We start from the raw sequence: 23,270 nt of genomic DNA, 5'->3' as shown, positions 1-23,270 counted from the left end.
CCAGATGAAGCACTAGATCAGCGTGGACCAATAACTCCAGAATCGATCAAGGATAAGCAAGGCTATCGCGGTGATCCACACGGCGTACAACGGCCACCGCCACTGGTACAGGGCGTCCACCACTTTGCTACCAGCAGCCAAGGGCCGCAACGCAATTGACGCCACGACGATCAGCAGGGCCATGGTGACGACCCAGACCACCATGCAGTACGGGCACAGGGCGCCGATCTCGTACAGGCTCTGGTAGATCAGCCAGTGCACGAACACCACGCCCAGCAGCGTGCCACCGGCCAGACCCGCCCAGTACCACCGCGGCAGCCGAACTCCGGCCACTGCCAGCACACCCGTCACGATCACCACGCTGAAGGCGGCGATGCCCAAGAACGGGTTCGGAAATCCGAACGCCGAGGCCTGCTTGCTCAGCATCACCGACCCGCACGCCAGCACCGGGTTGATGCTGCACGACGGGACGTACGACGGGTTCTGCAGTTGCCGGACCTTCTCGACCGCCAGCACGAATGCGGCGACCTCGCCGATGATGCCGGCGAGCAGGATCCAGACGGCTGCGGGGCGGCTGACCGCCACCCCCGCCCGCCGTTCGGAGGTCTCGACGTCGGTCACTGGTGCGGTGCCGGAGCGGGCTGCGGTGCCGGAGCGCCCGGGGCAGGAGCGGCGGGGGCCGCCGGGGCCGCGGGCAGGTTCGGCAGATCGGGAGCGATGGCCTTGATCTTCTCGATCAGGCTGTTCGGATCGCCGTTCGGGACCAGGCTGGTCTCGGTGCCGTTGATCTTGATGGTCGGGGTGCCCTGGATCTCCGAGTTGCGGGCCATGTTGTTGACCATCTCGGTGTAGACGCCGTTCTCGACGCACTTGCTGAGCGGGTCGTTCGGGCCGACGGCAACGCCGGACTGACGCGCGTACTCGAGCAGCTTGGCGTTGTCCGGGAAGCTGGCCGCGGTTTCCTCGGGCTGGTTCTTGTACAGCGCTTCGTGGAAGCGCCGGAACGCGGCCTTGTCCTCGTCGGCGACGCAGTACGCGATGGCGCCGGCGCGCGTCGAGTACGACTTCGGGTCACCACGGCCGATGATCGAGACGATGTTGTAGTCGACGGCGATGTCGCCGTTGTCGATCAGCTTGGCGATGGTCGGGCCGTAGGTCTTCTCGAAGACGCCGCAGACCGGGCAGAGAAAGTCCTCGTAGATCGCCAGGGTGACCTTCGGATCCTTGGTGCCGGGATTGGTGACGACGTTGCTCGCCGCGATCTGCACCGCCTGCACCTTGTGCGGGTCGGCCTTCGGCTTGCCGTTCATGACGATGTACGCCACCAGCACCACCGCGAAAACGATGACAAGCGCGGTCAGCCCGCCCTTGACCACCCAGTCGCGCTTGCGGTCCGCAGCCTTCAGGTCATAGCTGGCGTTCTTCGATGACTTCGACGATTTCGACGGCACGGCGTCAAGGGTACCGACGCCGACGGCGCAATCGGCCGGACCCGTGCCTCAGCGCGTGAGGTGGGCCCGAAATGCCGATACGAAGTCCGCCGTGGCGGTCGCGCTGTCGCCGCCGAGCGGGAAGAAATTCGCGAAGGCGTGAACCAGAGACCCATATCGGCGGTGATCGACCGGGACTCCGGCGGCGGCCAGTGCGACAGCGTAGGCCTCCCCCTCGTCGCGCAGCGGATCGAACCCACCGGTGAGCACGAGCGCAGGCGGCAGCCCCGACAGATCGTCGGCCAATAGTGGCGACACCCGAGGGTCCGACGGGGCGAGTGCCGATTCGGCCAGGTAGTTCGCCCGGAACCAGTCCATGTCGATCTTGCTCAGGAAGTAGCCCTCGGCGAACAGCACCTTCGACCGAGTGTCCCCGGCGAAGTTGGTCACGGGATAGATCAGCAGCTGCAGGGCCGGCAGTGGCGCGTGGTTGTCGCGGGCCCGCTGCGACACGACAGCCGCCAGGTTGCCGCCGGCGCTGTCGCCGCCGACCGCGATCTTCGTCGGGTCCGCGCCCAGGCGGCCGGCGTTGTCCACACACCAGAGGTAGGTGGCGTAGCAGTCGTCGGCAGCAGCCGGAGCCGGGTGTTCGGGAGCCAATCGGTACTCGACGGACACCACCTGCACTCCGGCGTCGCGGCAGATCAATCGGCACAACCCGTCATGCGACTCGATACCGCCGACGACGAATCCGCCGCCGTGGAAGAAGACCAGCATCGGGGTAGGGCCTGTGACGTCCGGCTGATAGTGCCGGGCACGCAGCGGTTCGGTCGGACCGGGCACGGTGAAGTCCGTCGTCGTCACGGCGATGGCCGGGTCGAGGTACCGCGACAGCGCGTTGAGTTGAGCCCGCGCGACCTCGATGTCACTGCTGACGATCAGGCCGCCGGCGCCACTGGCGTTCTGCGCCGTCAGCATCAGCTGAAGGGTGGTGTCCAGCGTGTTGCCGTCGATGGTCACCCGGCGTCCGCCGAGCAGCACCCGCTTCACCCGGTCGGGAATCTTGGGCAGCACTCGGAGGGCGACGCCGCCGATCTTGGTCAGAACCGTCAAGCGCAGCCGGCTGGGCCGTCCCGCAACCGGATGCTCCGGTCGGACGACCAGCTCGGTGTCACTCGTCGCCGCGGACTGGACCGCATCGCCTGGCATGCTCATGGTCATGGCTGATCCTTCAGGTGCTCCGAATCCGACACTGACGCTCAACGACGGTACGTCCATCCCCGTGGTCGGGCTCGGGGTGTGGCAGACACCGGCCGAGGACACCGAACGCGCCGTCACTGCAGCATTGCACGCCGGATATCGCCATATCGACACTGCCGCGGCTTACGGCAACGAAGCCGGTGTCGGGCGGGCGGTGGCCGCCTCCGGCATCCCGCGTGAAGACGTCTACGTCGTCACGAAGTTGTGGAACTCCGAACAGGGCTATGAGAAGACCCTCGCCGCGTTCGACGCGAGCATCGCGCAGCTGGGGCTCGACTATCTGGATCTGTATCTGATCCATTGGCCGACACCTGCGCAGAACCTGTTCGTCGACACCTTCAAAGCGTTCGCCCACCTGCGCGATCAGGGCCGCATCCGCGCTATCGGGGTCAGCAACTTCGAGCCCGAGCATCTCAAATTGCTCATCGACGCCACCGGGATCGTGCCCGCGGTGAACCAGATCGAGCTCCATCCGCGCCTGCCGCAGGCCGAGCTGCGCGAGACCCATGCCAGGTACGGCATCGCCACCGAGGCGTGGAGTCCGCTGGGACAGGGTTCCATGCTGCAGGACCCGATCATCACCGCGATCGCGGAGCGACACGGAAAAACGCCAGCGCAGGTGCTGATTAGGTGGCATATCCAGCTGGGTAATATCGTCATCCCGAAATCGGTGAACCCAGACCGGATTGCGAGCAATTTCCACGTGTTTGATTTCGAGCTGAGCGAAGCGGACATCGCGTCCATCGCGACCCTCGACAACGGCACCCGCCTGGGCCCCGATCCACGAACGTTCAACTTCACAGGGTAGGTGACATGGCCTCCGCAGAGATTCCCAATCTGGCGCTCCACGACGACAACACGATTCCGGCGCTCGGCCTCGGTGTCGGGGAACTGTCGGACGCCGACACCGAGCGGGCCGTCTCGGCCGCGCTCGAGATGGGCATCCGGCTGATCGACACCGCAGCCGTCTACGGCAACGAGGAAGCAGTCGGCCGGGCCATCGCCGCCTCGGGCATCCCGCGCGCCGAGATCTTCGTCACCACCAAGCTGGCCAATGCCGACCAGGGCTTCCAGGGCGGCCAGGACGCCCTCAAGGTGAGCCTGGACAAACTCGGTATGGAGTACGTGGACCTCTACCTGATCCACTGGCCGGCCGGCGACATCAGCAAGTACGTGGACAGCTGGGGCGCCCTGATCAAGGTGCACAACGACGGCACCGCCAAGTCGATCGGCGTCTGCAACTTCTCCGACGAAGACCTGTCGACCATCATCGACCTGAGCTACGTCAGCCCCGTGGTCAACCAGATCGAGCTGCATCCGCTACTCAACCAGGCGGCGCTGCGGGCGGTGCACGCCGAGCGCGGCATCGTCACGCAGGCCTACAGCCCGCTCGGTATCGGCGCCCTGCTGAGCAACCCGACCGTGGCGTCGATCGCCGCCGAGTACGGCAAGACCCCGGCGCAGGTGCTGATCCGGTGGAGCCTGCAGCTGGGCAACTCGGTCATCCCCCGCTCGTCCTCGCCCGAGCGCATCGCCGAGAACCTCGACGTGTTCGGCTTCGAGTTGGCCGCTGAACACATGGACGCCCTCGGCAGCCTCGACGACGGCACCCGCTACCGCCCGGACCCCGCCACCTACACGGGCATCTGAGGCCGGCTGCGGTTCAACTGATACAAGGCCCAAATGGCCGTTCTCCCATCAGGGAGGACGGCCATTTGTGTTTGGCGCGAGCGATTTCGGGTAGGCGGCGACTCCCCTGCCACAGATGTGTCCAGTGGGTCACGTGTGCCGATTGTCGACCAACTCGCAGCAATTGATTCGTGTTAACTATCCCACTATTACCTCTGGTGCGTTAATTTGGTATTGCGTCCTTTTATTCCGACGCAACCAGACATCATCGAGCAGGGGGTTCGAGAAATGGTTCATCCATTCGGAAGCAGTTCACAATTAACGATGCCGACAATTGGTCGCCTCTCCCAGCGCTTGCTATTGGGCGCGGCAACAATTGGACTGGGTGCATTGCTATTCACATTCGGAGCGGGCACCGCGCAGGCCGACACATCCACTTCCGGGGTCACCAGCCACGCCAACGCGCCCACCTCGAGCAGCCCGGTGGGCGGCATCGCGGGCGCGCTCGACGGCACGGTGAAAACGGTGGCCGGCGGCCTCCACAACACCACCAAGACCGTGGCCGGTGCACTCAACGGCACCACCAAGACCGTCGCCGCCGACCTCGACGGCACCACCAAGACCGTCGCCGGTGGACTGCACAACACCACCAAGACGGCCGCCGGCGCGCTCAACGGCACCACCAAGACGCTCGCCGCCGACCTCCACGGCACCTTGAAGACCATCGGCGGCATTTTCGGACGCCGCTGAACGGACCCCACGACGGGCAGGAGCGAATTTGGCATCAGGCTGCGGCGAAATATCGACAGTTCACTGAATCGACGGCATTCCGGCATCTAATTCAGTCGCCCCGCTATCGGTTATTTCGCCGTGGTCGCCGAATGGGATGAACAGATATTGGTTGCCGAGTTGCGATAGCTCGGCAACCAATATTTGCGCAATTTGCGCACTGCGCGCTCAAAATTAGCGGTGTCACCAACCCGAGGCATTCCAGCAAACATTCCAGCACCGGTTGTTGTGCGGCATTGTCGATACGGGCAACAAAATCGCCGAGATTCGGTTCTGTACTGACGATCAAGGTCGGCGTCGACCGCGTCGCGGAGCTCGCCCCGTCCGGCTCCTAGCCCCTCGGACAGGTGGCCGCCGCATCCCGGAGCACGGGTACCGACGGCTCGTCGACGGGAAGCCCATAACCCCGCAGCACCGCGATGTACTGCACGGCGTACTGGCACCAGAAGCCGTGGTTCGGCGGCATCCAGTCCGAGGGCTGCTTGTCCCCCTTGTCCTGGTTGGCCTTCCCGGACACCGCGAGCAGGTTCGCCGGATCGTTGGCGAACCTGAGCCGAAGCTCGTCATTCCAATCCTTCGCCCCGAGGTCCCAGGCCAGCGCCAATGGCACGATGTGGTCGATCTGCACCGCCGCGCCGATCTGGTTGCCGCGGGTGAACGCGATGGTGTCGCCCGAGTACGGGTCGCGCAGCACCCCGGTCTTCACCGCCTGCGGGCAGCGTTTGAGCGACACGATGGTCTTGTCGGTCAGGTCTCGGTTCAGGATGTCGTTGCGGGTGTCGCAGCCGTTGTGGCCGTCGGGCGCGGAGTTGTCGTCGGTCCAGGATTCGCCGTACGCCGCGCGCCGGTAGTTGGGGTCACGCACCCGCCGCGGAATGACGGCGACCCCGGCGAGGATGTCGGTACCGGGCGCGACCGTCGGTACGACAGCACCGTCGGCGCCATCGGCGACCGCTGCGGGTTCATCGGCCGTCCCCACTTGGATGGCGACCACCACCGCCAGCACCACAGCTGCGACGAGCCACAGCAGGCGCTTCACGCCTTGTCCAGGTACTCGACGCGATCGGTGTCGACGAACTGGGCGGCCAGCGCGGACATCCCCGGATCGTCCGGATTCTGCGCGTAGGCCGCCTGACAGAACGCGCGGGCCGACTCGATGACTTCCTGATGGTCGGCCAGCGACAGGAACCGCAGATACCCGGCCCGCCCAGACTGGTTGAGCCCCAGCACATCGCCCTCGCGGCGCTCCTGCAGATCCAGATCGGCCAGTTCGAAACCGTCGAGGGTGCCGGCCACGGCCTGCAGCCGGGCACCGGCCTTCGACCCTTCCGGCAGCTTGGTCGCGAGCAGGCAGAGGCTGGCGTGCGAGCCACGGCCGATACGGCCCCGCAGCTGGTGCAGCTGGCTGATCCCGAAGCGGTCCGCATCCATCACCACCATGACCGTCGAGTTGGGCACGTCGACGCCGACCTCGATGACGGTGGTGCACACCAGCACGTCGATCTGCCCGGCCCGGAAGGCCGACATGATGGCGTCCTTCTCATCGCCGGGCAGCCGGCCGTGCATGAGCCCGAGGCGCAGGTTCGTCAGCGGCCCGGCGCGCAGCTTGTCGTACAGCTCGACGACCGTCACCGGCGGCGGACCGGCCTCTTTGTTCTCGGTCTGCTTGTCGTTCTCGTCGATCCGGGAGGCCACCACGTAGGCCTGCCGTCCGGCTTGGACCTCTTCGCGGATACGGGCCCAGGCGCGGTCGAGCCAGGCCGGTTTCTGGCTGACGAAGATGGTCTTGGTGTCGATGGGCTGCCGGCCGCGCGGCAGCTCCCGCATGGTCGAGGTCTCCAGATCGCCGTACACGGTCAGCGCGACGGTGCGCGGGATCGGCGTGGCCGTCATCACCAGCAGGTGCGGCGTCAGTCCGTCAGGGGCCTTGGCGCGCAACCGGTCTCGCTGCTCCACGCCGAACCGGTGCTGCTCGTCGACCACCACCATGCCGAGCCGGTCGAACTCCACGGCGTCCTGCAGCAGGGCATGGGTGCCGATGACGATGCCGGCCCGCCCGCTCGACACTTCCTCGCGCACCTGCCGTTTCTGTTGCGCGGTCATGGATCCGGTCAGCAACGCAACCGCGGTCGCATCGTCGGGCGCACCGAGCTGGCCCGCCATAGCCAGCGGCCCCAGCACGTCGCGAACGGACCGCGCATGTTGCACGGCAAGCACTTCCGTCGGCGCGAGCAGCGCGCACTGGTAGCCGGCGTCGACCATCTGCAGCATGGCCAGCACCGAGACGATGGTCTTGCCCGAGCCGACCTCGCCCTGCAGCATCCGGTTCATCGGCCGAGGCTCGGACAGCTCAGCCGACAACACCTCGAGCACATCACGTTGGCCCGCAGTCAATTCGAACGGCAACCGGTCGCGCAGCGCGGCGGCCAGACCGTCGTCGATCGGCGGCGCCGGCGGACCGGATTGCGACTGCGCGCCGTGCCGACGGGCGGCCAGCGCCCATTGCAGCCCAGCGGCCTCGTCGAAAGTCAGGCGCTCCCTGGCCTGTTCGCGATCCGCTTCTCGCTCACCGAGGTGGATGTCACGCAGCGCCTGATCCTCGGAGATCAGACCACGCTGCGCCAGAATCGATTCCGGCAGCGGGTCGGATACCGGGTCCAGCACTGCGAGCACCTGCAGGATGCACGCGTAGATGTCCCAGCTCTGCACCTTGGCGCACGCCGAGTAGATCGGGAAGAACTCCCGCTCGAACGCCGACATCTGCAGTTCGCCGTGCATCTTCTCGGAGGCGTCGGCGATCTTCTTCAGCGCCGGGGACCCGAACGTGCGGCCCGCGCCGGAATCGAGGACCAGGTGCGCGGGATGCGTCAATTGCATTGTGCGCCCGTAGAATCCGACAACACCTGACAGCATCACGCGAGTCCCCTCGACGAGGGACTTCTTGAGGAATTTGGCGTTGAAGAAGGTTGCGGTGACCTTCGGATTGCGGTTGCCGAGCGTGACCACCAGGTATTCGCGTTTGGGCGCCCGATTGGTCCACCGCGTCTCCGCCTTGGTGATGACGTCTACGAACGTCACGTGGTCGCCTTCTTCCGGCAGCTCGGTGTCTTCACCCAGCACCGTCATACCCTGGCTGTACTTGCGCGGATAGTGCCGCAACAGATCGTTGACGGTGCGGATACCGAAGAATTCCTCCAGTGGTGCAGCGGATTTCGCACCCAGTACGTGCACCAGCGAGTCGGTCAGCGCGACCACCGCTACTCCACCCCGATCAGTAGTGCGTCCCCACGGTGGCCGGTGTGATAGGTCACCAACTCGGCCGCCAGATGCTCCTGGCGCACATGTTCGGCCAGCGCGACACCCACCTCCGGATCGACGCCTGCGCCGGTCAGCACCGTCACCAGTTCACCGCCCGACGACAGGAGCAGGTCGATCAACCCGCTGGCGGCACTGACCAGATCGTGGCCGACGATCAGCACCTCGTCACCGGCAATGCCCAAACCGTCGCCCGGACGGCACCTACCGGCCCAGGTCAACGCCGCCTCGGTGGCGATCCGCACCGATCCGTGCCGGGCGCCCGCCGCGGCACGGGCCATGGTGTAGCCGTCGTCGACGGCCTGGCGGTTGGCATCGTGCACGGCCAGCGCCGCCAATCCCTGCACCATGGATCCGGCCGGTACCGGCACCACGTCCATGCCCCAGCTGATTGCTGTGGCGCAGCCGGCCACCAATTCCTCCGCGGCCAGAAAACCGTTGGGCAGCACCATGATCTGCGCGGCACCGGTGCCGACGAGCCCGGCCAGGAACTGCTGCGCACTGATCGGTCCGTCGTCAGGCCGCAGCACGTGCGCGCCTTCGCTGCCGAACAACTCCCCGGCACCGTCACCGTCGACGATCGCCAGCACGGCGCGGTCCCGGCTCCAGCCGCCGGACGGCCGGGCGCCGGCAGCCCCGATCAGCGCGGTGACCTGAATCCTGCTGACCGTGCCGAGATCGAGGGCAGCCTCGATCGCGGCGCCGGCATCGTCGGCGTGTACGTGCACGCTGTACTGACCGCCGGCGATCGCCGCGGCGATCGCCACCGATTCACCGAGCCGCAGCAGCCGGGCGCGCAACACCTCGACGTTGTCGGGGTGGCAATCGCCGAGCAGGTACATCACCTCGAATTGTGGTGGCGTGCCGCTGATTTCGTGGTTGTTGTGGTTGTGTTCATGGTCGGCCCGGGGGTACGTGGCACCCGGTTGGTACTGGGGCCGGGGAGTCGAACCGCCCGAGAGCGTCGCGGTCAGCGCGTCGAGCAGGACCAGCAGGCCGCGCCCGCCGGCGTCGACGACGCCCGCCTCTGCGAGCACGTCGAGCTGATCGGGGGTGCGCTCGAGCGCCACTGCGGCGGCGTCCGAGACCGCGGCCGCCATGGTCGCGAGGTCGGTCACCCCGTTCTGGTTCTCGGCTTCCAGCGCGGCCGCCTGCAGCACCGACACGATGGTTCCGGGCACGGTCTGCCCGACGGACGCGACCGCGAGCACCTGGGCGTGATGCAGAGCCGCGGTGAACTCCGGCGCGGTGATCTCACCGCACTCTCTGTCCTCACCGCGTTGCGACGCGGCCTCGGCGACGACGTCGGCCACACCACGCAGGATCTGCGACAGGATGACGCCCGAGTTGCCTCGGGCGCCGTGCAACGCCCCGGCCGACAATGCGGCAGACACCGCCACCACGTCGTTGCCCGCCGCCTTCACGGCCTCGTCGGCCTGTGCCGCGGCGGCACGCATGGTGAACAGCATGTTGGTGCCGGTGTCGGAGTCGGCGACGGGATAGACGTTCAGCCGATTGATCTCGTCGGTATGGGCGATCAGATGCAGGACCGCGGTGTGAGCCCAGTCACGTAAGGCGATCCCATCCAGCGGACGGGGGATGCGACCCACGCCAGCTGACATGTGACCTCCATCGCGTTCGCCCGGGTTCTCCCCGATTCTCCAGTCGCCCGCCCGGTAACCCCTCGGTGCCCCGCCAGCCTAGCCAGTGGCCCCGACAAATCTCCTGACCAACTCCCATGGAACACCAGCCACCAGACCCATTTTGGTGATCGTCGGGCCGCCCGGTATCCTGGTCAGGTTGTCTGTTCGCGCCGCACAAGGCTGTGGCCGTCGGACTCAGACCCCAAGTACTGATTTCGAGGAGTTCTTCATGGCCGCCGTGTGCGACATCTGCGGAAAGGGACCGGGCTTCGGTATGTCCGTCTCGCACTCCCACCGTCGGACCAACCGCCGCTGGGATCCGAACATTCAGACCGTGCGTGCGGTCGACCGTCCGGGTGGCAACCGCAAGCGGATCAACGCCTGCACCTCCTGCATCAAGGCCGGCAAAGTCAGCCGTTAGTTCCGGCTCTCGGGTGGATTTACTCCGCCTACAACTGAAGTCTTACTCGAAAGCGCTGCGCGAAACCCGCGCAGCGCTTTCGTGTGTCTTCAGGTAGTGGCTGCGGCCGCTCACCAGCGGCGAGCGGCCGCACAAGGCACACCAAAACGGGCGTGTCGCCGTACAAACACGGCCTCTGGCGGGATTAGGGCAGGCGCCAGTCGATGGGGTCCGCACCGAGGCGGGTCAGCAGCTCGTTGGCCCGGCTGAACGGCCGGGACCCGAAGAATCCGCGGGATGCCGACAGTGGTGACGGATGCACCGATTCGATGCTCGCGCACCGCTCGCCGGTGAGCATGGGCTTGAGGGTCTGCGCGTCTCGGCCCCACAGCACGGCCACCAAGGGCTGTGGCCGGGCGATGAGCGCCTTGATGGCGCATTCGGTGACGGCCTCCCAGCCCTTCCCGCGATGCGAGGCGGGATTGCCCGGCCGGACCGTCAGCACCCTGTTCAGCATCATGACGCCCTGCTTCGACCACGGGCTCAGATCCCCGCAGCCCGGCTGCTCGTACCCCAGGTCTGCGGTGTACTCGGTGAAGATGTTGGAGAGGCTGCGCGGCAGCGGTCGCACGTCGGGCGCCACCGAGAAACTCAGGCCGACGGCATGCCCCGGGGTCGGATACGGGTCCTGGCCGACAATCAGCACCCGCACCTCGTCGAAAGGGAAGGTGAAGGCGCGCAACACATTCTCCCCGGCCGGCAGATAGCCGTGGCCGGCCGCGTTCTCGGCGCGCAGGAATTCGCCCATCGCAGCGATCTCGGAGGCGACTGGTTCCAGGGCCAGGGCCCAGCCGGGGTCGATCAGGTCTTGCAGGGGTCGGGCAGTCACGCCAGTACCTTACTGACCGAACGATTCCCAGCCGCCGGCTCCATGCCACGACGCGCCGTCGACGGTGACGCGCGGCGCTCCGGACAGCACGGTCCCGATGGCCCGCCAGCCGGCCGGCAGCGCGCCACCGAAGGTGCCGACCAGCACGTGGTCCTCGCCGCCGCCGAGCACCCAGTCGCGGGCGTCGCCGCCGACCATCGCGGCCGCCGGTGTCAGCGTGGCCACGTCGGCATCGAGCGCCACCGTCGACAGGTCGACGGCGACGCCCGAGGCCTCCGCAATGTGGCCGAGGTCGGCCACCAATCCGTCGGACACGTCGGTCATGGCCGTCGCACCGGCTGCCGCGGCMGCCGCCCCCTGCCCGTAGTGGACCCGCGGCACCAGGTGCCGCCTCCGCAGCTCGTCGAACTCGTGGATACCGCCGCGCCACAAGGAATATCCAGCACCGGACCAGCCCAGGTCACCAACCACCGCCACGGTGTCCCCCGGTTGCGCACCGGACAACAGCACGGGTGGACGGCCACCGAGGTCGCCCAGTACGGTCACCGAGATCACCCACTGCGGCGCGGCCACCAGGTCGCCGCCGACAATTCCGGCTCCGAATTTCGTTGCCTCCGACCACATTCCGTCGGACAGTCGCTGCGCATCCGCGGCCGCGGTGTCGGACGGTGCGCCGAAGCCGACGACGAACGCATACGCCCGCGCCCCCATCGCCTCGATGTCCGCGGCGTTCTGCGCAATTGCCTTGCGCCCCACGTCATGCGGCGTGGACCAGTCCAGCCGGAAATGACGCCCCTCGACCAGCATGTCGGTGGACACCACGACCCGGCCATCGGCGGCCGTCAGGAGTGCGGCATCGTCACCCGGGCCGACGACGACCTCGGCGGGCTGCCGGCGGCGGGCGGTCAACCGCCCGATCACCGCGAACTCGCCGAGCCCCGCCAGGGTCTCCCCGGATTCAGCGCTGGTCATGGTGGTGGAGTCTATGCAGGGTGACCGCTCTCGGCCTCCCGGGGCGAGCGGCGCTCTAGAGTTGCCGTCATGACCGAACCCGGTGACCATCGCGATCTGACGGGTGATCCAGATGGCCCACCCCGCGGCGCCATCATCGCGGCCATCGTGGTGGCGGTCGCGGCGATCGTCGGCCTGCTCGCATATGCGGCGCTGCGCCAAGCGCCTGAGGACAAACCGGTCGCGATCCCGCTGGCGAGCGCCCCGGCGCCGCAGGCCGACAGCGAGCAGTGCCGCGCGCTGCTCGCCGCACTGCCCGACACCATGGGCGACTTCCGCCGGGCGACGCTCGCCGACCCCGCCCCTGCGGGTGCCGCTGCCTGGCTGGGCCCGACCGGCATCGACGCGGTGGTGCTGCGCTGCGGCGTCGAGCGACCCGACGGTTTCGTCGTCGGAGCACCGCTGCAGATGGTCAACGCGGTGTCGTGGTTCGAGGCCAGCGGCCCGAGCGCCAGCACCTGGTACGCCGTCGATCACGGTGTGGTCGGCGACGGCAAAGGGACCACCTACGTGGCGCTGACGCTGCCGCAGGGTTCCGGCCCGACACCGATCCAGACCGTCTCCGAGCTCATCGAAAAGGTGATGCCGGCCCGTCCGCTGGACCCGGCGCCGGCCCGCTAGCGCAGGTCGGTCTTCCCCTGCGCGTCAGCGCAAACCAGTGCCTCTGCCGAGCGCGGTGTCCACCATGACGCTCAGCAGGGTGGCGTAGTCGACTCCGCTGGCAGCCCACATCTGCGGGTACATCGAGATGGTCGTGAACCCGGGCATGGTGTTGATCTCATTGATCACCGGCCCGTTCTCGGTCAGGAAGAAGTCGACGCGGGCCAGGCCCTGGCAGTCCAGCGCCTTGAACGCGCGGATGGCCAATTGCCTTATCTCATCGGCGATTTCGTCATCGACCTTGGCCGGCACATCGAGCTCGGCCGCGTCCTCGAGATACTTGGTGGCGAAGTCGTAGAACCCGCCACCGACGCGAATCTCGCCCAGCTCGCTGGCCGCGATGCGGCCGTCCGGGTACTCCAGCACACCGCATTCCACTTCACGGCCGGGCATCGCGGCTTCGACGATCACCTTCGGATCATGTTGGCGCGCATAGGCGATGGCCTGATCCAGCTCGTCCCACGAAGCGACCCGGCTCACGCCGATGGACGAGCCACCGCGGGCCGGCTTGACGAACACCGGCAGGCCCAGGCGCTCGCGGTCATCGAGGCTCAGCGTCACGTCGCGCGGCCGCAGCACCACCTGATCGCCGATCGGCAGCCCGTCGGCGGCCAGCAGCTTCTTGGTGAATTCCTTGTCCATCCCCGCCGCGCTGGCCAGCACACCCGCACCGACATACGGCACGCCGGCGAGTTCCAGCAGGCCCTGGATGGTGCCGTCCTCGCCGTAGGGGCCGTGCAGCACCGGGAAGACGACGTCGACGGCCGTCAGCACCTGTGCGACATCGTCCTGCAACGACAGCAGTTCACCGCGGCGGTTCGGGTCGGCGGCCAGCGTCAGCGCGGTGCCGGATGCGGCGGTGACGCCGGGCAGCTGCCCGTCGGTGATGGCCAGGGTCTCCGGACGGCCGTCACCGAGCACCCAGGAACCCTCCGGGGTGATACCGACGGCGACGACCTCGTAGCGGGCCGGGTCCAGGTTGCGCAGGATGCTCCCGGCCGAAACACAGGAGATGGCGTGCTCGGAGCTGCGTCCGCCGTAAACGACGGCGACCCGGGTACGACCGGCGGCTGCTGAGGATTGAGGGGCAGTCACAACCTAGAGAGGCTACCCGGCTACCCGAGCGCACCCGTGATGTCGGCCAGTAGGTCGTCGACGTCCTCGATGCCGAGTGAAATCCGCGCGAAGCCCGGCGACACCGCATCGCCCCAGCGTGCACGCCGGTCGACCGAGGTGTGGATGCCACCGAAACTGGTCGCCGCGACCAACAGCTGACTGCGGTTGACCAGGTCGTGCACGGCGGCGGCGTCCGCCAGCTCGATCGCGACGAGGCCACCGAAACGCCGCATCTGGTCCCGCGCCACGGGATGCGCGCGGTCGGTCGGCAGCCCGGGATAGCGCACGGACCGCACGGCCGGATGGGCATCGAGCGTCATGGCGAGCGCGAGGGCGTTGCCGCACTGCCGTTCGAACCGCAGACCGGCGGTGCCCAGGCTGCGCAGCGCCAGCCAGGCCTCGAAGTGCCCGAGGATCGCGCCGGCCAGCACCCGCTCGCGCTCGATGGCGGCCATCAGTTCCCGGTGACACCCCGCGACGTAGCCGGCCAGCAGATCGCTGTGCCCGGACAGCCCCTTGGTCGCGCTGGCCACCACCAGGTCGGCGCCAAGTGACAGCGGCTGCTGGCCGAGCGGGGTGGCAGCGGTGTTGTCCACCACCAGGGTCGCGCCGCGGGACCGGCAGATCGTGGACAACCGGTGCAGGTCGACGACGTCCAGCGTCGGGTTGACCGGCGATTCGGCGACCACCACGTCGGCATGGGAGAGATGCTCGGCCGCGCCGCAGATTTCCGCGGCGCTCGCCTCGATGACGGTGACACCGCGGGCCGCGAGATGCTCAGCCGCGTACCGGCGTACCTGGTAGTAGCCGTCGGCCGGGACCACCAGGGTGGTGCCCGGAGTCGCCAGCACCCGCAGCGCCGAGGAAATTGCGGCCATACCCGACGAGAACGTCAGCGCCGAGATGGCACCTTCCAGTTCCGCCAGCGCCGATTCCAGTTGGCGCCAGGCCGGATTCGAGTTGCGGCCGTAGAAGTCCAGACCGTCCGATTCGTCGTCGGACAGGTGATAGGCGGCCACCGGGACCGGGGGCGGCGCCACCGGCTGCCCTGGAACCCGTTGCGATGCAGTCGCTTTGACGCTACGAGTGGAATCGCCGAGCTGGCCGTCCATGGCTCACTCCGGCTTGGTGCTGCGGCCGAGCAACAGCGCGAACGCCTGGTCCACCGATAAACCCTTGTGGCACACCCGGTTCACCGCGTCGGTCAGCGGCATCTCGACGTCGTAGCTCTCGGCCAGCGCCAGCACCGACTGGCAGGACGTGACGCCCTCGGCGACCTTGCCGCTGGCCGCGGCCATCGCCGATTCCATGGTGCCGCCGCGCGCCAGGCGCTCGCCGAAACTGCGATTGCGGGACTGCGGCGAGGTGCAGGTGGCAACCAGATCGCCGACGCCGGCCAGCCCGGCCAGCGTTACGCCCTTGGCGCCGAGCGCGATTCCCAATCGCATGATCTCCGCCAGGCCTCGGGTGATGATCGCGGCGGCGGTGTTCTCGCCGAACCCGGCACCCGCCGCCATCCCGCAGGCCAAGGCGATGACGTTCTTGCACGCCCCGCCGACTTCGGCGCCGATCACGTCGGCGTTGGTGTACGGCCGGAAGTAGCCGGTCGCGAATGCGCGCTGCAACGCGACCGCACGTCCGGAATCGGTGCACGCGATCAGGGTGGCGGCCGGCTGCTCGTCGACCACTTCGCTGGCCAGGTTGGGCCCGCTGAGCACGGCAACCCGGCTCGGATCGGCACCCGTCACCTGGACGATGACCTGGCTCATGCGCAACAGGCTGTCGAGTTCGATGCCCTTGGCCACGCTGACCAACGTGGCGTCGGCACCGAGATGTCCGGTCCAGTCGGTCAGGTTGGTACGCAGCGTCTGGGACGGCACCGCCAACAACACGGTGCAGGCGCCGGTCAGCGCCTCGGCGGGGTCCGCGGTTGCCTTGATGGCCGCCGGAAGCGCCCGGTCACCGAGATATTTCGAGTTCCGGTGGGTCTCGTTGATCTCGCGCGCCACCTCCGCACTGCGCGCCCACAACGTCACGTTGCTGCCCGCGTCCGCCAGGACTTTCGCCAGTGCCGTCCCCCACGCGCCGGCACCCATCACCGCTGCCTCCACCACGGCGTCAAGACTAGTCCCGCCCAGGCTTTGGCAGTATGGCGGTCATGAGCAGCGACCCGAGTGTGGAGACGGTCGGCGATGCCGCCGGTGTCGGGTTGATCATCGCGGTGAAACGGCTGGCCGCGGCCAAGACCCGACTGGCCCCGGTTTTCGCCGGCGACCTGCGCGAGCAGGTGGTGTTGGCGATGCTCCTCGACACCATCACCGCCGCCCTGGCAGTGCCGGCCGTCGGCTCCGTGACTGTCGTCACCCCGGACGCGGACGCCGCCGCCGCGGTGCGCGAGCTCGGTGCCGACGTACTGCTGGACCCCACTCCGGCCGGACACCCCGATCCGTTGAATCACGCACTCGCCGCCACGGAGCAGGCCCTGCGGGGCCGGGTGACGAACATCGCGGTGTTGCAAGGCGACCTGCCCGCGCTCCGCACCGCGGAACTGGCCGAGGCCATCGCCGGTGCGCGTCAGCATGCCCGCAGTTTCATCGCCGACCGGCACCGCACCGGCACTGCGGCACTCTTCGCCTTCGCCGCGCCGCTCGGCCCCGAGTTCGGTGTCGATTCCGCACGGCGCCATGCCGATTCGGGCGCGGTGGAGCTGTCGGGCGAGTGGCCGGGGCTGCGCTGCGACATCGATACGCCGGATGATCTGGAGGCGGCGCGCAGACTTGGCGTCGGCCCCGCGACGACCCTGATCGTCGGCGCGTAGCGGTGAGGTCCCGACGCCGGTGTCCGGCGATCCGGGTTCACCAACCGTGTGGCCTGCGCCCTGTCGATAGGGAATGATCGTCGGGGTGACCGAAGCCGACACCAGATCAATACAGACCGAGCGGGCCTCAGTCGGCGGCCCGCCTGCGCGGGCGGCTGCCGACTCCGACCCGGAACCGCTGCCCGCGGCCACCGCGGATCCGACGGACAGCGCGCTCCCCGATGACCGGTACCTCAACCGGGAGCTGAGCTGGCTGGACTTCAATGCCAGGGTGTTGGCACTGGCCGCCGATACGTCACTGCCGCTGTTGGAGCAGGCCAAGTTCCTGGCGATCTTCGCATCGAATCTCGACGAGTTCTACATGGTTCGGGTGGCCGGGCTGAAGCGCCGCGACGAGACCGGCCTGTCGGTGCGGTCGGCGGACGGCCTGTCGCCGCGCGAACAGCTGCGCCGGATCGGTGAACGCACCCAGCAGATTTCCAGCCGGCAGGCCGCCGTGTTCGGTGATGTGGTGCGGCCCGCGCTGGCCGAGCAGGGCATCACCATCGTCAACTGGAGCGAGCTCGACGAGCACGAGCAGTCCAAGCTGTCCACCTATTTCCACGAGCAGGTGTTCCCGGTGTTGACGCCGCTGGCGGTCGACCCGGCGCACCCGTTCCCGTTCGTCAGCGGCCTGAGCATCAACCTGGCCATCACGGTGCGCAATCCCGACGACGGCACGCAGCACTTCGCCCGAATCAAGGTGCCGGACAACGTCGACAGGTTCGTGGAGCTGCATGAGTCGGGTGACACGGCTGAGGGCGCCAAACCCCGGGTGCGGTTCCTGCCGATGGAGGCACTGATCTCGGCGTTCCTGCCGGTGCTGTTCCCCGGGCTGGAGATCGTCGAACATCACGCGTTCCGGATCACCCGCAATGCGGACTTCGAAGTCGAAGAGGACCGCGACGAGGATCTGCTGCAGGCGCTGGAACGTGAGCTGGCGCGCCGCCGGTTCGGCTCGCCGGTGCGGCTCGAGGTCGCGACCGACATGACCGAGAACATGCTCGACCTACTCCTTCGCGAGTTGGACGTGCACCCCGGCGATGTCATCGAAGTGCCTGGGCTGCTGGACCTTTCGTCACTGTGGCAGGTCTACGGCGTGGACCGGCCCGACCTGAAGGACCGCCCGTTCGTGCCGGCCACTCCCCCGGCTTTCGGCGAACGGGAAACTCCGAAGAGCATCTTCTCGACGCTGCGAGACGGCGACGTCCTGGTGCACCATCCGTACGACTCCTTCTCCACCACCGTCCAGCGTTTCATCGAGCAGGCCGCCGCCGATCCGAATGTGTTGGCCATCAAGCAGACCCTGTACCGGACCTCGGGTGACTCGCCGATCGTCAACGCGCTGATCGACGCCGCCGAAGCCGGCAAGCAGGTGGTGGCGCTGGTCGAGATCAAGGCCCGCTTCGACGAGCAGGCCAACATCAAGTGGGCCCGCAAGCTGGAGCAGGCGGGCGTGCATGTGGTGTACGGACTGATCGGGCTCAAGACCCACTGCAAGACGTGCCTGGTGGTGCGGCGCGAAGGGTCGACCATCCGTCGGTACTGCCACATCGGTACCGGCAACTACAACCCGAAAACCGCACGCCTGTACGAAGATGTGGGCCTGCTGACCGCGTCGCCCGACATCGGCGCCGACCTGACCGACCTCTTCAACTCGCTCACCGGGTACTCGCGCAAGGTGTCCTACCGCAACTTGCTGGTGGCCCCGCACAGTGTGCGGCGCGGCATCATCGAGCGCATCGAGCGCGAGATCGAGGCCAAGCAGGCAGGCGGCGACGGCCGCATCCGGTTGAAGATGAACGCGTTGGTCGACGAGCAGGTCATCGACGCGCTGTACCGGGCGTCGCAGGCCGGGGTCCGCGTCGAGGTGGTGGTTCGCGGTATCTGCGCGTTGCGCCCGGGTGTCGCGGGATTCTCCGAGAACATCGTGGTGCGCTCGATTCTCGGCCGCTTCCTTGAACATTCACGGATTATTCACTTCAACGCCATCAATGAATTCTGGATCGGCAGCGCCGACATGATGCATCGTAATCTCGACCGTCGCGTCGAGGTGATGGCACAGGTGAAGGACCCGAGACTGACCGAGGAACTGGGCGGGATGTTCGACTCGAGCATGGACCCGGCCACCCGTTGCTGGGAGCTGGGCCCGGACGGGCACTGGACGGCGTTGCCCCGGGAAGGCGAGAAGGTTCGGGATCACCAGGTGTCGATCATGGAGCGGCACCGCACACCGTAGTTTTCGGTCGGCACCTCACGTAGCGCGAAAACCTGACCCCGACAACCACATCCAGGAGCACAGGTGCCGAACAAGACGGCGCACGACACCCCGGCGACGCCGGTGTTGGCCGCCGGGGCGGTGTTGTGGCGCCCCGGCGAGTCCGGAGAGCCGTTGATCGCCGTCGTCCACCGACCGCGCTACGACGACTGGTCACTGCCCAAGGGCAAGGTGGATCCCGGTGAGACTGAACCAGTTACCGCCGTGCGCGAAATCCTGGAAGAGACCGGGTACGAGTCGGTGCTGGGCCGGCGGCTGGCCTCCGTCAGCTATCCCCTGGAGCGCGGCACCAAGCAGGTCCGCTACTGGGCGGCCCGCAGCAGCGGCGGCGGGTTCAGCCCCAACTCAGAGGTGGACAAGCTCGACTGGCTGCCAGTGGCCGACGCCATGCTCCGGCTGCAGTACCCCCATGATCGAAAGGTGCTGCGACGGTTCACCCGTCGACCGGCCGATACCCGCACCGTGCTGATCGTCCGGCACGCCACCGCGGGGCGCAAAGCCCGGTACAAGGGCGACGATCGACTCCGGCCGCTCGACAAGAAAGGCCGGGCACAAGCGGAATCGCTTGTCGGCCAACTGCTCGCTTTCGGTGCCAGCGACGTCTTTGCGGCGTCCCGGACCCGGTGCCACCAGACCGTCGAACCGCTGGCGCAAGAGCTCGGTGTCCGCGTGCGGGACGAGCCGACACTCACCGAAGAGGCATACGCGGCCGACGCCGACGCGGCGCGCAAGCGGGTGCTGAAGATCGCCGCGAAAAGCGATGGCGAGACGGTGCCCGTCATCTGCACACAGGGCAAGGTGATCCCGGACCTGATTTCGTGGTGGTGCGAGCGCAGCGGAATCCGGCCCGACAAATCGCGTAATCGCAAGGGCAGCATGTGGGTGTTGACGCTGCACGGCGACGCGCTGGTCGCCGCGGACCACATCGGCAGCCCGCTGCCGACCAAGCGCTAGCGGCGGCCCGTTCCGTACGTCCAGCCCACACACAGACACGCCGTGGATCAGTTGATCCACGGCGTGTCCGAGTCGGACCTATCGGATAGGGCTTAGCGGCGGCCCTTCTTGGCGGGAGCAGCCTTCTTAGCCGGAGCGGCCTTCTTGGCCGGTGCGGCCTTCTTGGCGGGAGCAGCCTTCTTAGCCGGTGCCGCCTTCTTAGCCGGAGCCGCAGCCTTCTTGGCCGGAGCCGCAGCCTTCTTGGCGGGAGCAGCCTTCTTGACCGGTGCCGCCTTCTTGGCGGGAGCAGCCTTCTTGACCGGAGCCGCAGCCTTCTTGGCGGGAGCCGCCTTCTTGGCCGGAGCCTTGGTGGCGGCGGCCTTCTTGGCCGGAGCGGCCTTCTTCGCGGGGGCAGCCTTCTTGGCGGCGCCACGCTTAGCCGGAGCGGCGGTGGCACCGCGCTTCACGGCGGGACCGTCAGCCGAAAGACGCTGTGCGCCAGCGACAACGGCCTTGAACTGCGCGCCCGGGCGGAATGCCGGAACCGACGTCGGCTTCACCTTGACGGTTTCGCCGGTGCGCGGGTTGCGCGCGACGCGTGCGGCGCGGCGACGCTGCTCGAAGACGCCGAAGCCGGTGATGGTGACGCTCTCACCCTTGTGCACGGCGCGCACGATGGTGTCCACGATGTGCTCGACGGCCGCGGTGGCCTGACGACGATCGGTGCCCAACTTTTCTGTCAGGGCATCGATGAGTTCTGCTTTGTTCATCCAAAACCTCCGATTCAGTGGCCCTGGCTGGACCGACTACTGGACACGGTAAACCCAGTACCCGCCGATTTCCAAGAGCCACGCCCAATTTCGGGCGTTGCTATGACGGATTTCGGCAATCTGGTTGGCCCACTTGGGAGGTGTTGGCGGGTTTTTTGAACCTGGTTGCGGGGGCAGGGATTCGAGCTGCGCCCGAGTGCCGAAATGGCTCCGCAGACCCTCGGACAGGACCTGCGGAGCGACTCGGTCAGGCCGGCAGAGTCCGGGGTTTGTAGCTCGGCCGGCTCGCCTCGAATGCTTCGATCTCCGAGAGTTTCCGCAGCGTAAGGCCTATATCGTCAAGACCTTCGAGCAGCCGCCATGCGGTGTAATCGTCAATCTTGAAGGGCAGCACGACCGTTCCCGCGGTCAAATTCCGATCTTGAAGATTCACAGTGATTTCCAGCCCCGGATTCTGCTCGATGAGCTTCCAGAGCAGTTCGACATCGTCCTGCGCGACCTCCGCGGCGAGCAATCCGGCCTTGCCAGAATTGCCGCGAAAAATATCTGCGAAGCGCGACGAGATGACGACGCGGAATCCGTAATCCATCAACGCCCACACCGCATGTTCGCGCGACGAGCCGGTGCCGAAGTCGGGGCCGGCGACCAGAACTGAGCCCCGGTCGAACGGCGGCAGGTTGAGGATGAACGACGGATCGGTGCGCCACCCGGCGAACAGTCCGTCCTCGAAACCCGTTCGGGTGACCCGCTTCAGGTACACCGCGGGGATGATCTGGTCGGTGTCGACATTCGACCGGCGCAGCGGAACGCCGATTCCGGTGTGGGTGTGAAAAGCCTCCATTACAGTGCGCTCCTAGCTCAGATCGGCGGGTGAGGACAGGGTTCCGCGCACCGCGGTGGCGGCGGCGACGGCGGGTGACACCAGGTGGGTGCGGCCGCCCTTGCCTTGGCGGCCTTCGAAATTCCGGTTGGATGTCGACGCGCTGCGCTCACCCGGAGCCAGCTGATCGGGGTTCATGCCCAGACACATCGAGCAGCCAGCCTGCCGCCATTCGGCACCAGCGGCGGTGAAAACCTCTCCCAAACCCTCGGTTTCGGCCTGCGCACGCACTGCCATCGACCCGGGCACCACCAGCATCCGCACCCCGTCGGCGACCTTGCGACCACGCAGTACGTCGGCCACCACGCGCAGATCTTCGATCCGGCCGTTGGTGCAGGAACCGACAAACACGGTGTCCACGGCGATATCCCGCATCGGCATGTTGGCTTGAAGGTCCATGTAGGCCAACGCTTTTTCCGCGGCCTGCCGCTCGCCCTCATCGAACATTTGTTCTGGGTCAGGAACATTCGCCGACAGCGGCACGCCCTGTCCGGGGTTGGTACCCCACGTGACGAACGGGCTCAAGGTGGCCGTGTCGAGGTGCACCTCCGTGTCGAATTCGGCACCCTCGTCAGTACGTAACGCTGTCCACGCCGCCACAGCCGCGTCCCAGTCCGCACCCGTCGGCGCGTGCGGACGGCCCTTGAGGAACTCGAACGTCGTCTCGTCGGGGGCCACCATGCCGGCGCGGGCGCCGGCTTCGATGCTCATGTTGCAGATCGTCATCCGGCCTTCCATCGACAGCGATTCGATGGCGCTGCCGCGGTATTCGATGACGTGGCCCTGACCACCACCGGTGCCGATCTTGGCGATCACCGCGAGGATGATGTCCTTGGCGCTGACACCCGGCGGCAGCTCGCCGTCGACGTTGACCGCCATGGTCTTGAACGGCTTGAGCGCCAGCGTCTGGGTCGCCAGCACATGCTCGACCTCGGACGTGCCGATGCCCATCGCGATGGCACCGAAGGCGCCGTGCGTCGAAGTGTGGCTGTCACCACACACCACGGTCATGCCGGGCTGGGTCAGACCCAGCTGCGGGCCGATGATGTGCACGATGCCCTGCTGCGCGTCACCCATCGAGTGCAGGCGGATGCCGAATTCCGCGCAGTTGCGCCGCAGCGTCTCAACCTGGGTGCGTGACACGGGATCCGCGATCGGCTTGTCGATGTCGATGGTCGGGACGTTGTGGTCCTCGGTCGCGATCGTGAGATCCGGACGATGCACGGGCCGGCCGGCGAGGCGCAGACCGTCGAACGCCTGCGGGCTGGTGACCTCATGCACCAGATGCAGATCTATATAGATGAGATCGGGCTCGCGGGCGGCGCCAACACCTTTGCCCTCGACCACCACATGGTCCGCCCAGACCTTCTCCGCCATGGTGCGTGGCTTGTTCGTCATGACTGTGCAGTT

22 protein-coding genes are annotated in these 23,270 nt (G+C 67.3%); 8 read left to right on the top strand and 14 right to left on the bottom strand.

Annotated elements, in window-relative coordinates:
* Nucleotides 1–12: 12 nt before the first annotated feature.
* Genes AC1U2B_RS01580 through AC1U2B_RS01570 form a run of 3 tightly spaced genes read right to left on the bottom strand, consistent with a single transcriptional unit; the run spans nucleotide 13 to nucleotide 2,651 of the window.
* Nucleotides 13–621, bottom strand: a complete 609-nt coding sequence (locus AC1U2B_RS01580; RefSeq protein ID WP_480215420.1) for a vitamin K epoxide reductase family protein — start codon at nucleotides 619–621, stop codon at nucleotides 13–15.
* On the bottom strand, nucleotides 618–1,451 hold the full coding sequence (locus tag AC1U2B_RS01575) for a DsbA family protein (RefSeq protein WP_071286000.1): 834 nt from the start codon (nucleotides 1,449–1,451) through the stop codon (nucleotides 618–620). Before AC1U2B_RS01575 ends, AC1U2B_RS01580 begins: the two co-directional genes overlap by 4 nt.
* Before the next feature lie 48 nt (nucleotides 1,452–1,499).
* On the bottom strand, nucleotides 1,500–2,651 hold the full coding sequence (locus AC1U2B_RS01570; protein ID WP_480215419.1) for an alpha/beta hydrolase: 1,152 nt from the start codon (nucleotides 2,649–2,651) through the stop codon (nucleotides 1,500–1,502).
* On the opposite strand from AC1U2B_RS01570, the gene AC1U2B_RS01565 reads away from it, so the two are divergent.
* From AC1U2B_RS01565 to AC1U2B_RS01555, 3 genes are all read left to right on the top strand, one after another.
* Nucleotides 2,644–3,498: an aldo/keto reductase gene (locus AC1U2B_RS01565; protein WP_418005970.1), complete on the top strand. Its 855-nt coding sequence runs from the start codon at nucleotides 2,644–2,646 to the stop codon at nucleotides 3,496–3,498. The two genes, AC1U2B_RS01570 and AC1U2B_RS01565, sit on opposite strands and share 8 nt — an antisense overlap.
* A 5-nt stretch (nucleotides 3,499–3,503) precedes the next feature.
* A complete protein-coding gene (locus AC1U2B_RS01560; protein WP_480215418.1) occupies nucleotides 3,504–4,340 on the top strand; it encodes an aldo/keto reductase in 837 nt (278 codons plus the stop codon).
* 369 nt (nucleotides 4,341–4,709) lie between these two features.
* On the top strand, nucleotides 4,710–5,069 hold the full coding sequence (locus AC1U2B_RS01555) for a hypothetical protein (RefSeq protein ID WP_043393362.1): 360 nt from the start codon (nucleotides 4,710–4,712) through the stop codon (nucleotides 5,067–5,069).
* Between the two features lie 370 nt (nucleotides 5,070–5,439).
* Here AC1U2B_RS01555 and AC1U2B_RS01550 read toward each other — a convergent pair whose 3' ends face one another.
* The 3 genes from AC1U2B_RS01550 to AC1U2B_RS01540 are packed head-to-tail and all read right to left on the bottom strand — an operon-like array spanning nucleotide 5,440 to nucleotide 10,045.
* Nucleotides 5,440–6,147 carry an HNH endonuclease family protein gene (locus AC1U2B_RS01550; RefSeq protein ID WP_480215417.1) on the bottom strand — a complete coding sequence of 236 codons (708 nt, stop codon included), beginning with the start codon at nucleotides 6,145–6,147 and terminating at the stop codon, nucleotides 5,440–5,442.
* On the bottom strand, nucleotides 6,144–8,363 hold the full coding sequence (gene recG, locus AC1U2B_RS01545) for an ATP-dependent DNA helicase RecG (RefSeq protein WP_480215416.1): 2,220 nt from the start codon (nucleotides 8,361–8,363) through the stop codon (nucleotides 6,144–6,146). The genes AC1U2B_RS01550 and recG overlap by 4 nt, the downstream gene beginning before the upstream one ends.
* A gap of 2 nt (nucleotides 8,364–8,365) precedes the next feature.
* Nucleotides 8,366–10,045 carry a fatty acid kinase ATP-binding subunit FakA gene (locus AC1U2B_RS01540; RefSeq protein WP_480215415.1) on the bottom strand — a complete coding sequence of 560 codons (1,680 nt, stop codon included), beginning with the start codon at nucleotides 10,043–10,045 and terminating at the stop codon, nucleotides 8,366–8,368.
* Between the two features lie 250 nt (nucleotides 10,046–10,295).
* Here AC1U2B_RS01540 and rpmB point away from each other — a divergent pair, with 250 nt between their 5' ends.
* Entirely contained in the window at nucleotides 10,296–10,487 is a 192-nt protein-coding gene (gene rpmB, locus AC1U2B_RS01535; RefSeq protein ID WP_043393352.1) for a 50S ribosomal protein L28, read from the top strand.
* A gap of 184 nt (nucleotides 10,488–10,671) precedes the next feature.
* Here the strand turns inward: rpmB and AC1U2B_RS01530 are convergent, their stop codons facing one another.
* Together AC1U2B_RS01530 and AC1U2B_RS01525 are read right to left on the bottom strand one after the other, a co-directional pair.
* Complete coding sequence (locus AC1U2B_RS01530; RefSeq protein ID WP_480215414.1) at nucleotides 10,672–11,355, bottom strand: uracil-DNA glycosylase; 684 nt, start codon at nucleotides 11,353–11,355, stop codon at nucleotides 10,672–10,674.
* 9 nt (nucleotides 11,356–11,364) lie between these two features.
* Nucleotides 11,365–12,327: a thiamine-phosphate kinase gene (locus AC1U2B_RS01525; RefSeq protein WP_480215413.1), complete on the bottom strand. Its 963-nt coding sequence runs from the start codon at nucleotides 12,325–12,327 to the stop codon at nucleotides 11,365–11,367.
* A gap of 69 nt (nucleotides 12,328–12,396) precedes the next feature.
* Here AC1U2B_RS01525 and AC1U2B_RS01520 point away from each other — a divergent pair, with 69 nt between their 5' ends.
* Nucleotides 12,397–12,987 carry a DUF3515 domain-containing protein gene (locus AC1U2B_RS01520; protein ID WP_043988236.1) on the top strand — a complete coding sequence of 197 codons (591 nt, stop codon included), beginning with the start codon at nucleotides 12,397–12,399 and terminating at the stop codon, nucleotides 12,985–12,987.
* 24 nt (nucleotides 12,988–13,011) lie between these two features.
* Here the strand turns inward: AC1U2B_RS01520 and AC1U2B_RS01515 are convergent, their stop codons facing one another.
* Genes AC1U2B_RS01515 through AC1U2B_RS01505 form a run of 3 tightly spaced genes read right to left on the bottom strand, consistent with a single transcriptional unit; the run spans nucleotide 13,012 to nucleotide 16,238 of the window.
* On the bottom strand, nucleotides 13,012–14,121 hold the full coding sequence (locus tag AC1U2B_RS01515; protein WP_043393341.1) for a D-alanine--D-alanine ligase family protein: 1,110 nt from the start codon (nucleotides 14,119–14,121) through the stop codon (nucleotides 13,012–13,014).
* Between the two features lie 20 nt (nucleotides 14,122–14,141).
* Complete coding sequence (locus AC1U2B_RS01510; protein WP_480215412.1) at nucleotides 14,142–15,254, bottom strand: cystathionine gamma-lyase; 1,113 nt, start codon at nucleotides 15,252–15,254, stop codon at nucleotides 14,142–14,144.
* 3 nt (nucleotides 15,255–15,257) lie between these two features.
* Entirely contained in the window at nucleotides 15,258–16,238 is a 981-nt protein-coding gene (locus AC1U2B_RS01505) for an NAD(P)H-dependent glycerol-3-phosphate dehydrogenase (protein ID WP_418005971.1), read from the bottom strand.
* A 53-nt stretch (nucleotides 16,239–16,291) separates the two neighbouring features.
* Here AC1U2B_RS01505 and cofC point away from each other — a divergent pair, with 53 nt between their 5' ends.
* The 3 genes from cofC (at nucleotide 16,292) to mutT1 (ending at nucleotide 20,231) form a co-directional block, all read left to right on the top strand.
* Nucleotides 16,292–16,960, top strand: a complete 669-nt coding sequence (gene cofC, locus AC1U2B_RS01500) for a 2-phospho-L-lactate guanylyltransferase (RefSeq protein ID WP_480215411.1) — start codon at nucleotides 16,292–16,294, stop codon at nucleotides 16,958–16,960.
* Between the two features lie 85 nt (nucleotides 16,961–17,045).
* The gene (locus AC1U2B_RS01495) at nucleotides 17,046–19,238 is read left to right on the top strand and encodes an RNA degradosome polyphosphate kinase (protein WP_260941420.1); all 2,193 of its coding nucleotides are present in this window, start codon (nucleotides 17,046–17,048) and stop codon (nucleotides 19,236–19,238) included.
* Between the two features lie 63 nt (nucleotides 19,239–19,301).
* A complete protein-coding gene (gene mutT1 / locus AC1U2B_RS01490) occupies nucleotides 19,302–20,231 on the top strand; it encodes an 8-oxo-(d)GTP phosphatase MutT1 (protein ID WP_480215410.1) in 930 nt (309 codons plus the stop codon).
* Nucleotides 20,232–20,323: 92 nt separating this feature from the next.
* Here mutT1 and AC1U2B_RS01485 read toward each other — a convergent pair whose 3' ends face one another.
* From AC1U2B_RS01485 to leuC, 3 genes are all read right to left on the bottom strand, one after another.
* Nucleotides 20,324–20,980 (bottom strand): HU family DNA-binding protein, encoded by a 657-nt coding sequence (locus tag AC1U2B_RS01485; RefSeq protein ID WP_480215409.1) that lies wholly within the window; start codon nucleotides 20,978–20,980, stop codon nucleotides 20,324–20,326.
* Nucleotides 20,981–21,227: 247 nt separating this feature from the next.
* Complete coding sequence (leuD, locus tag AC1U2B_RS01480; protein WP_043393330.1) at nucleotides 21,228–21,821, bottom strand: 3-isopropylmalate dehydratase small subunit; 594 nt, start codon at nucleotides 21,819–21,821, stop codon at nucleotides 21,228–21,230.
* Between the two features lie 12 nt (nucleotides 21,822–21,833).
* A complete protein-coding gene (gene leuC / locus AC1U2B_RS01475) occupies nucleotides 21,834–23,258 on the bottom strand; it encodes a 3-isopropylmalate dehydratase large subunit (protein WP_480215408.1) in 1,425 nt (474 codons plus the stop codon).
* Between the last annotated feature and the right edge of the window lie 12 nt (nucleotides 23,259–23,270).

The organism is Mycolicibacterium sp. P4_G11, from assembly GCF_056555145.1.
The sequence above is the reverse complement of the archived record's forward strand: the minus strand, read 5'-3'. Positions and strand labels throughout refer to the sequence as shown.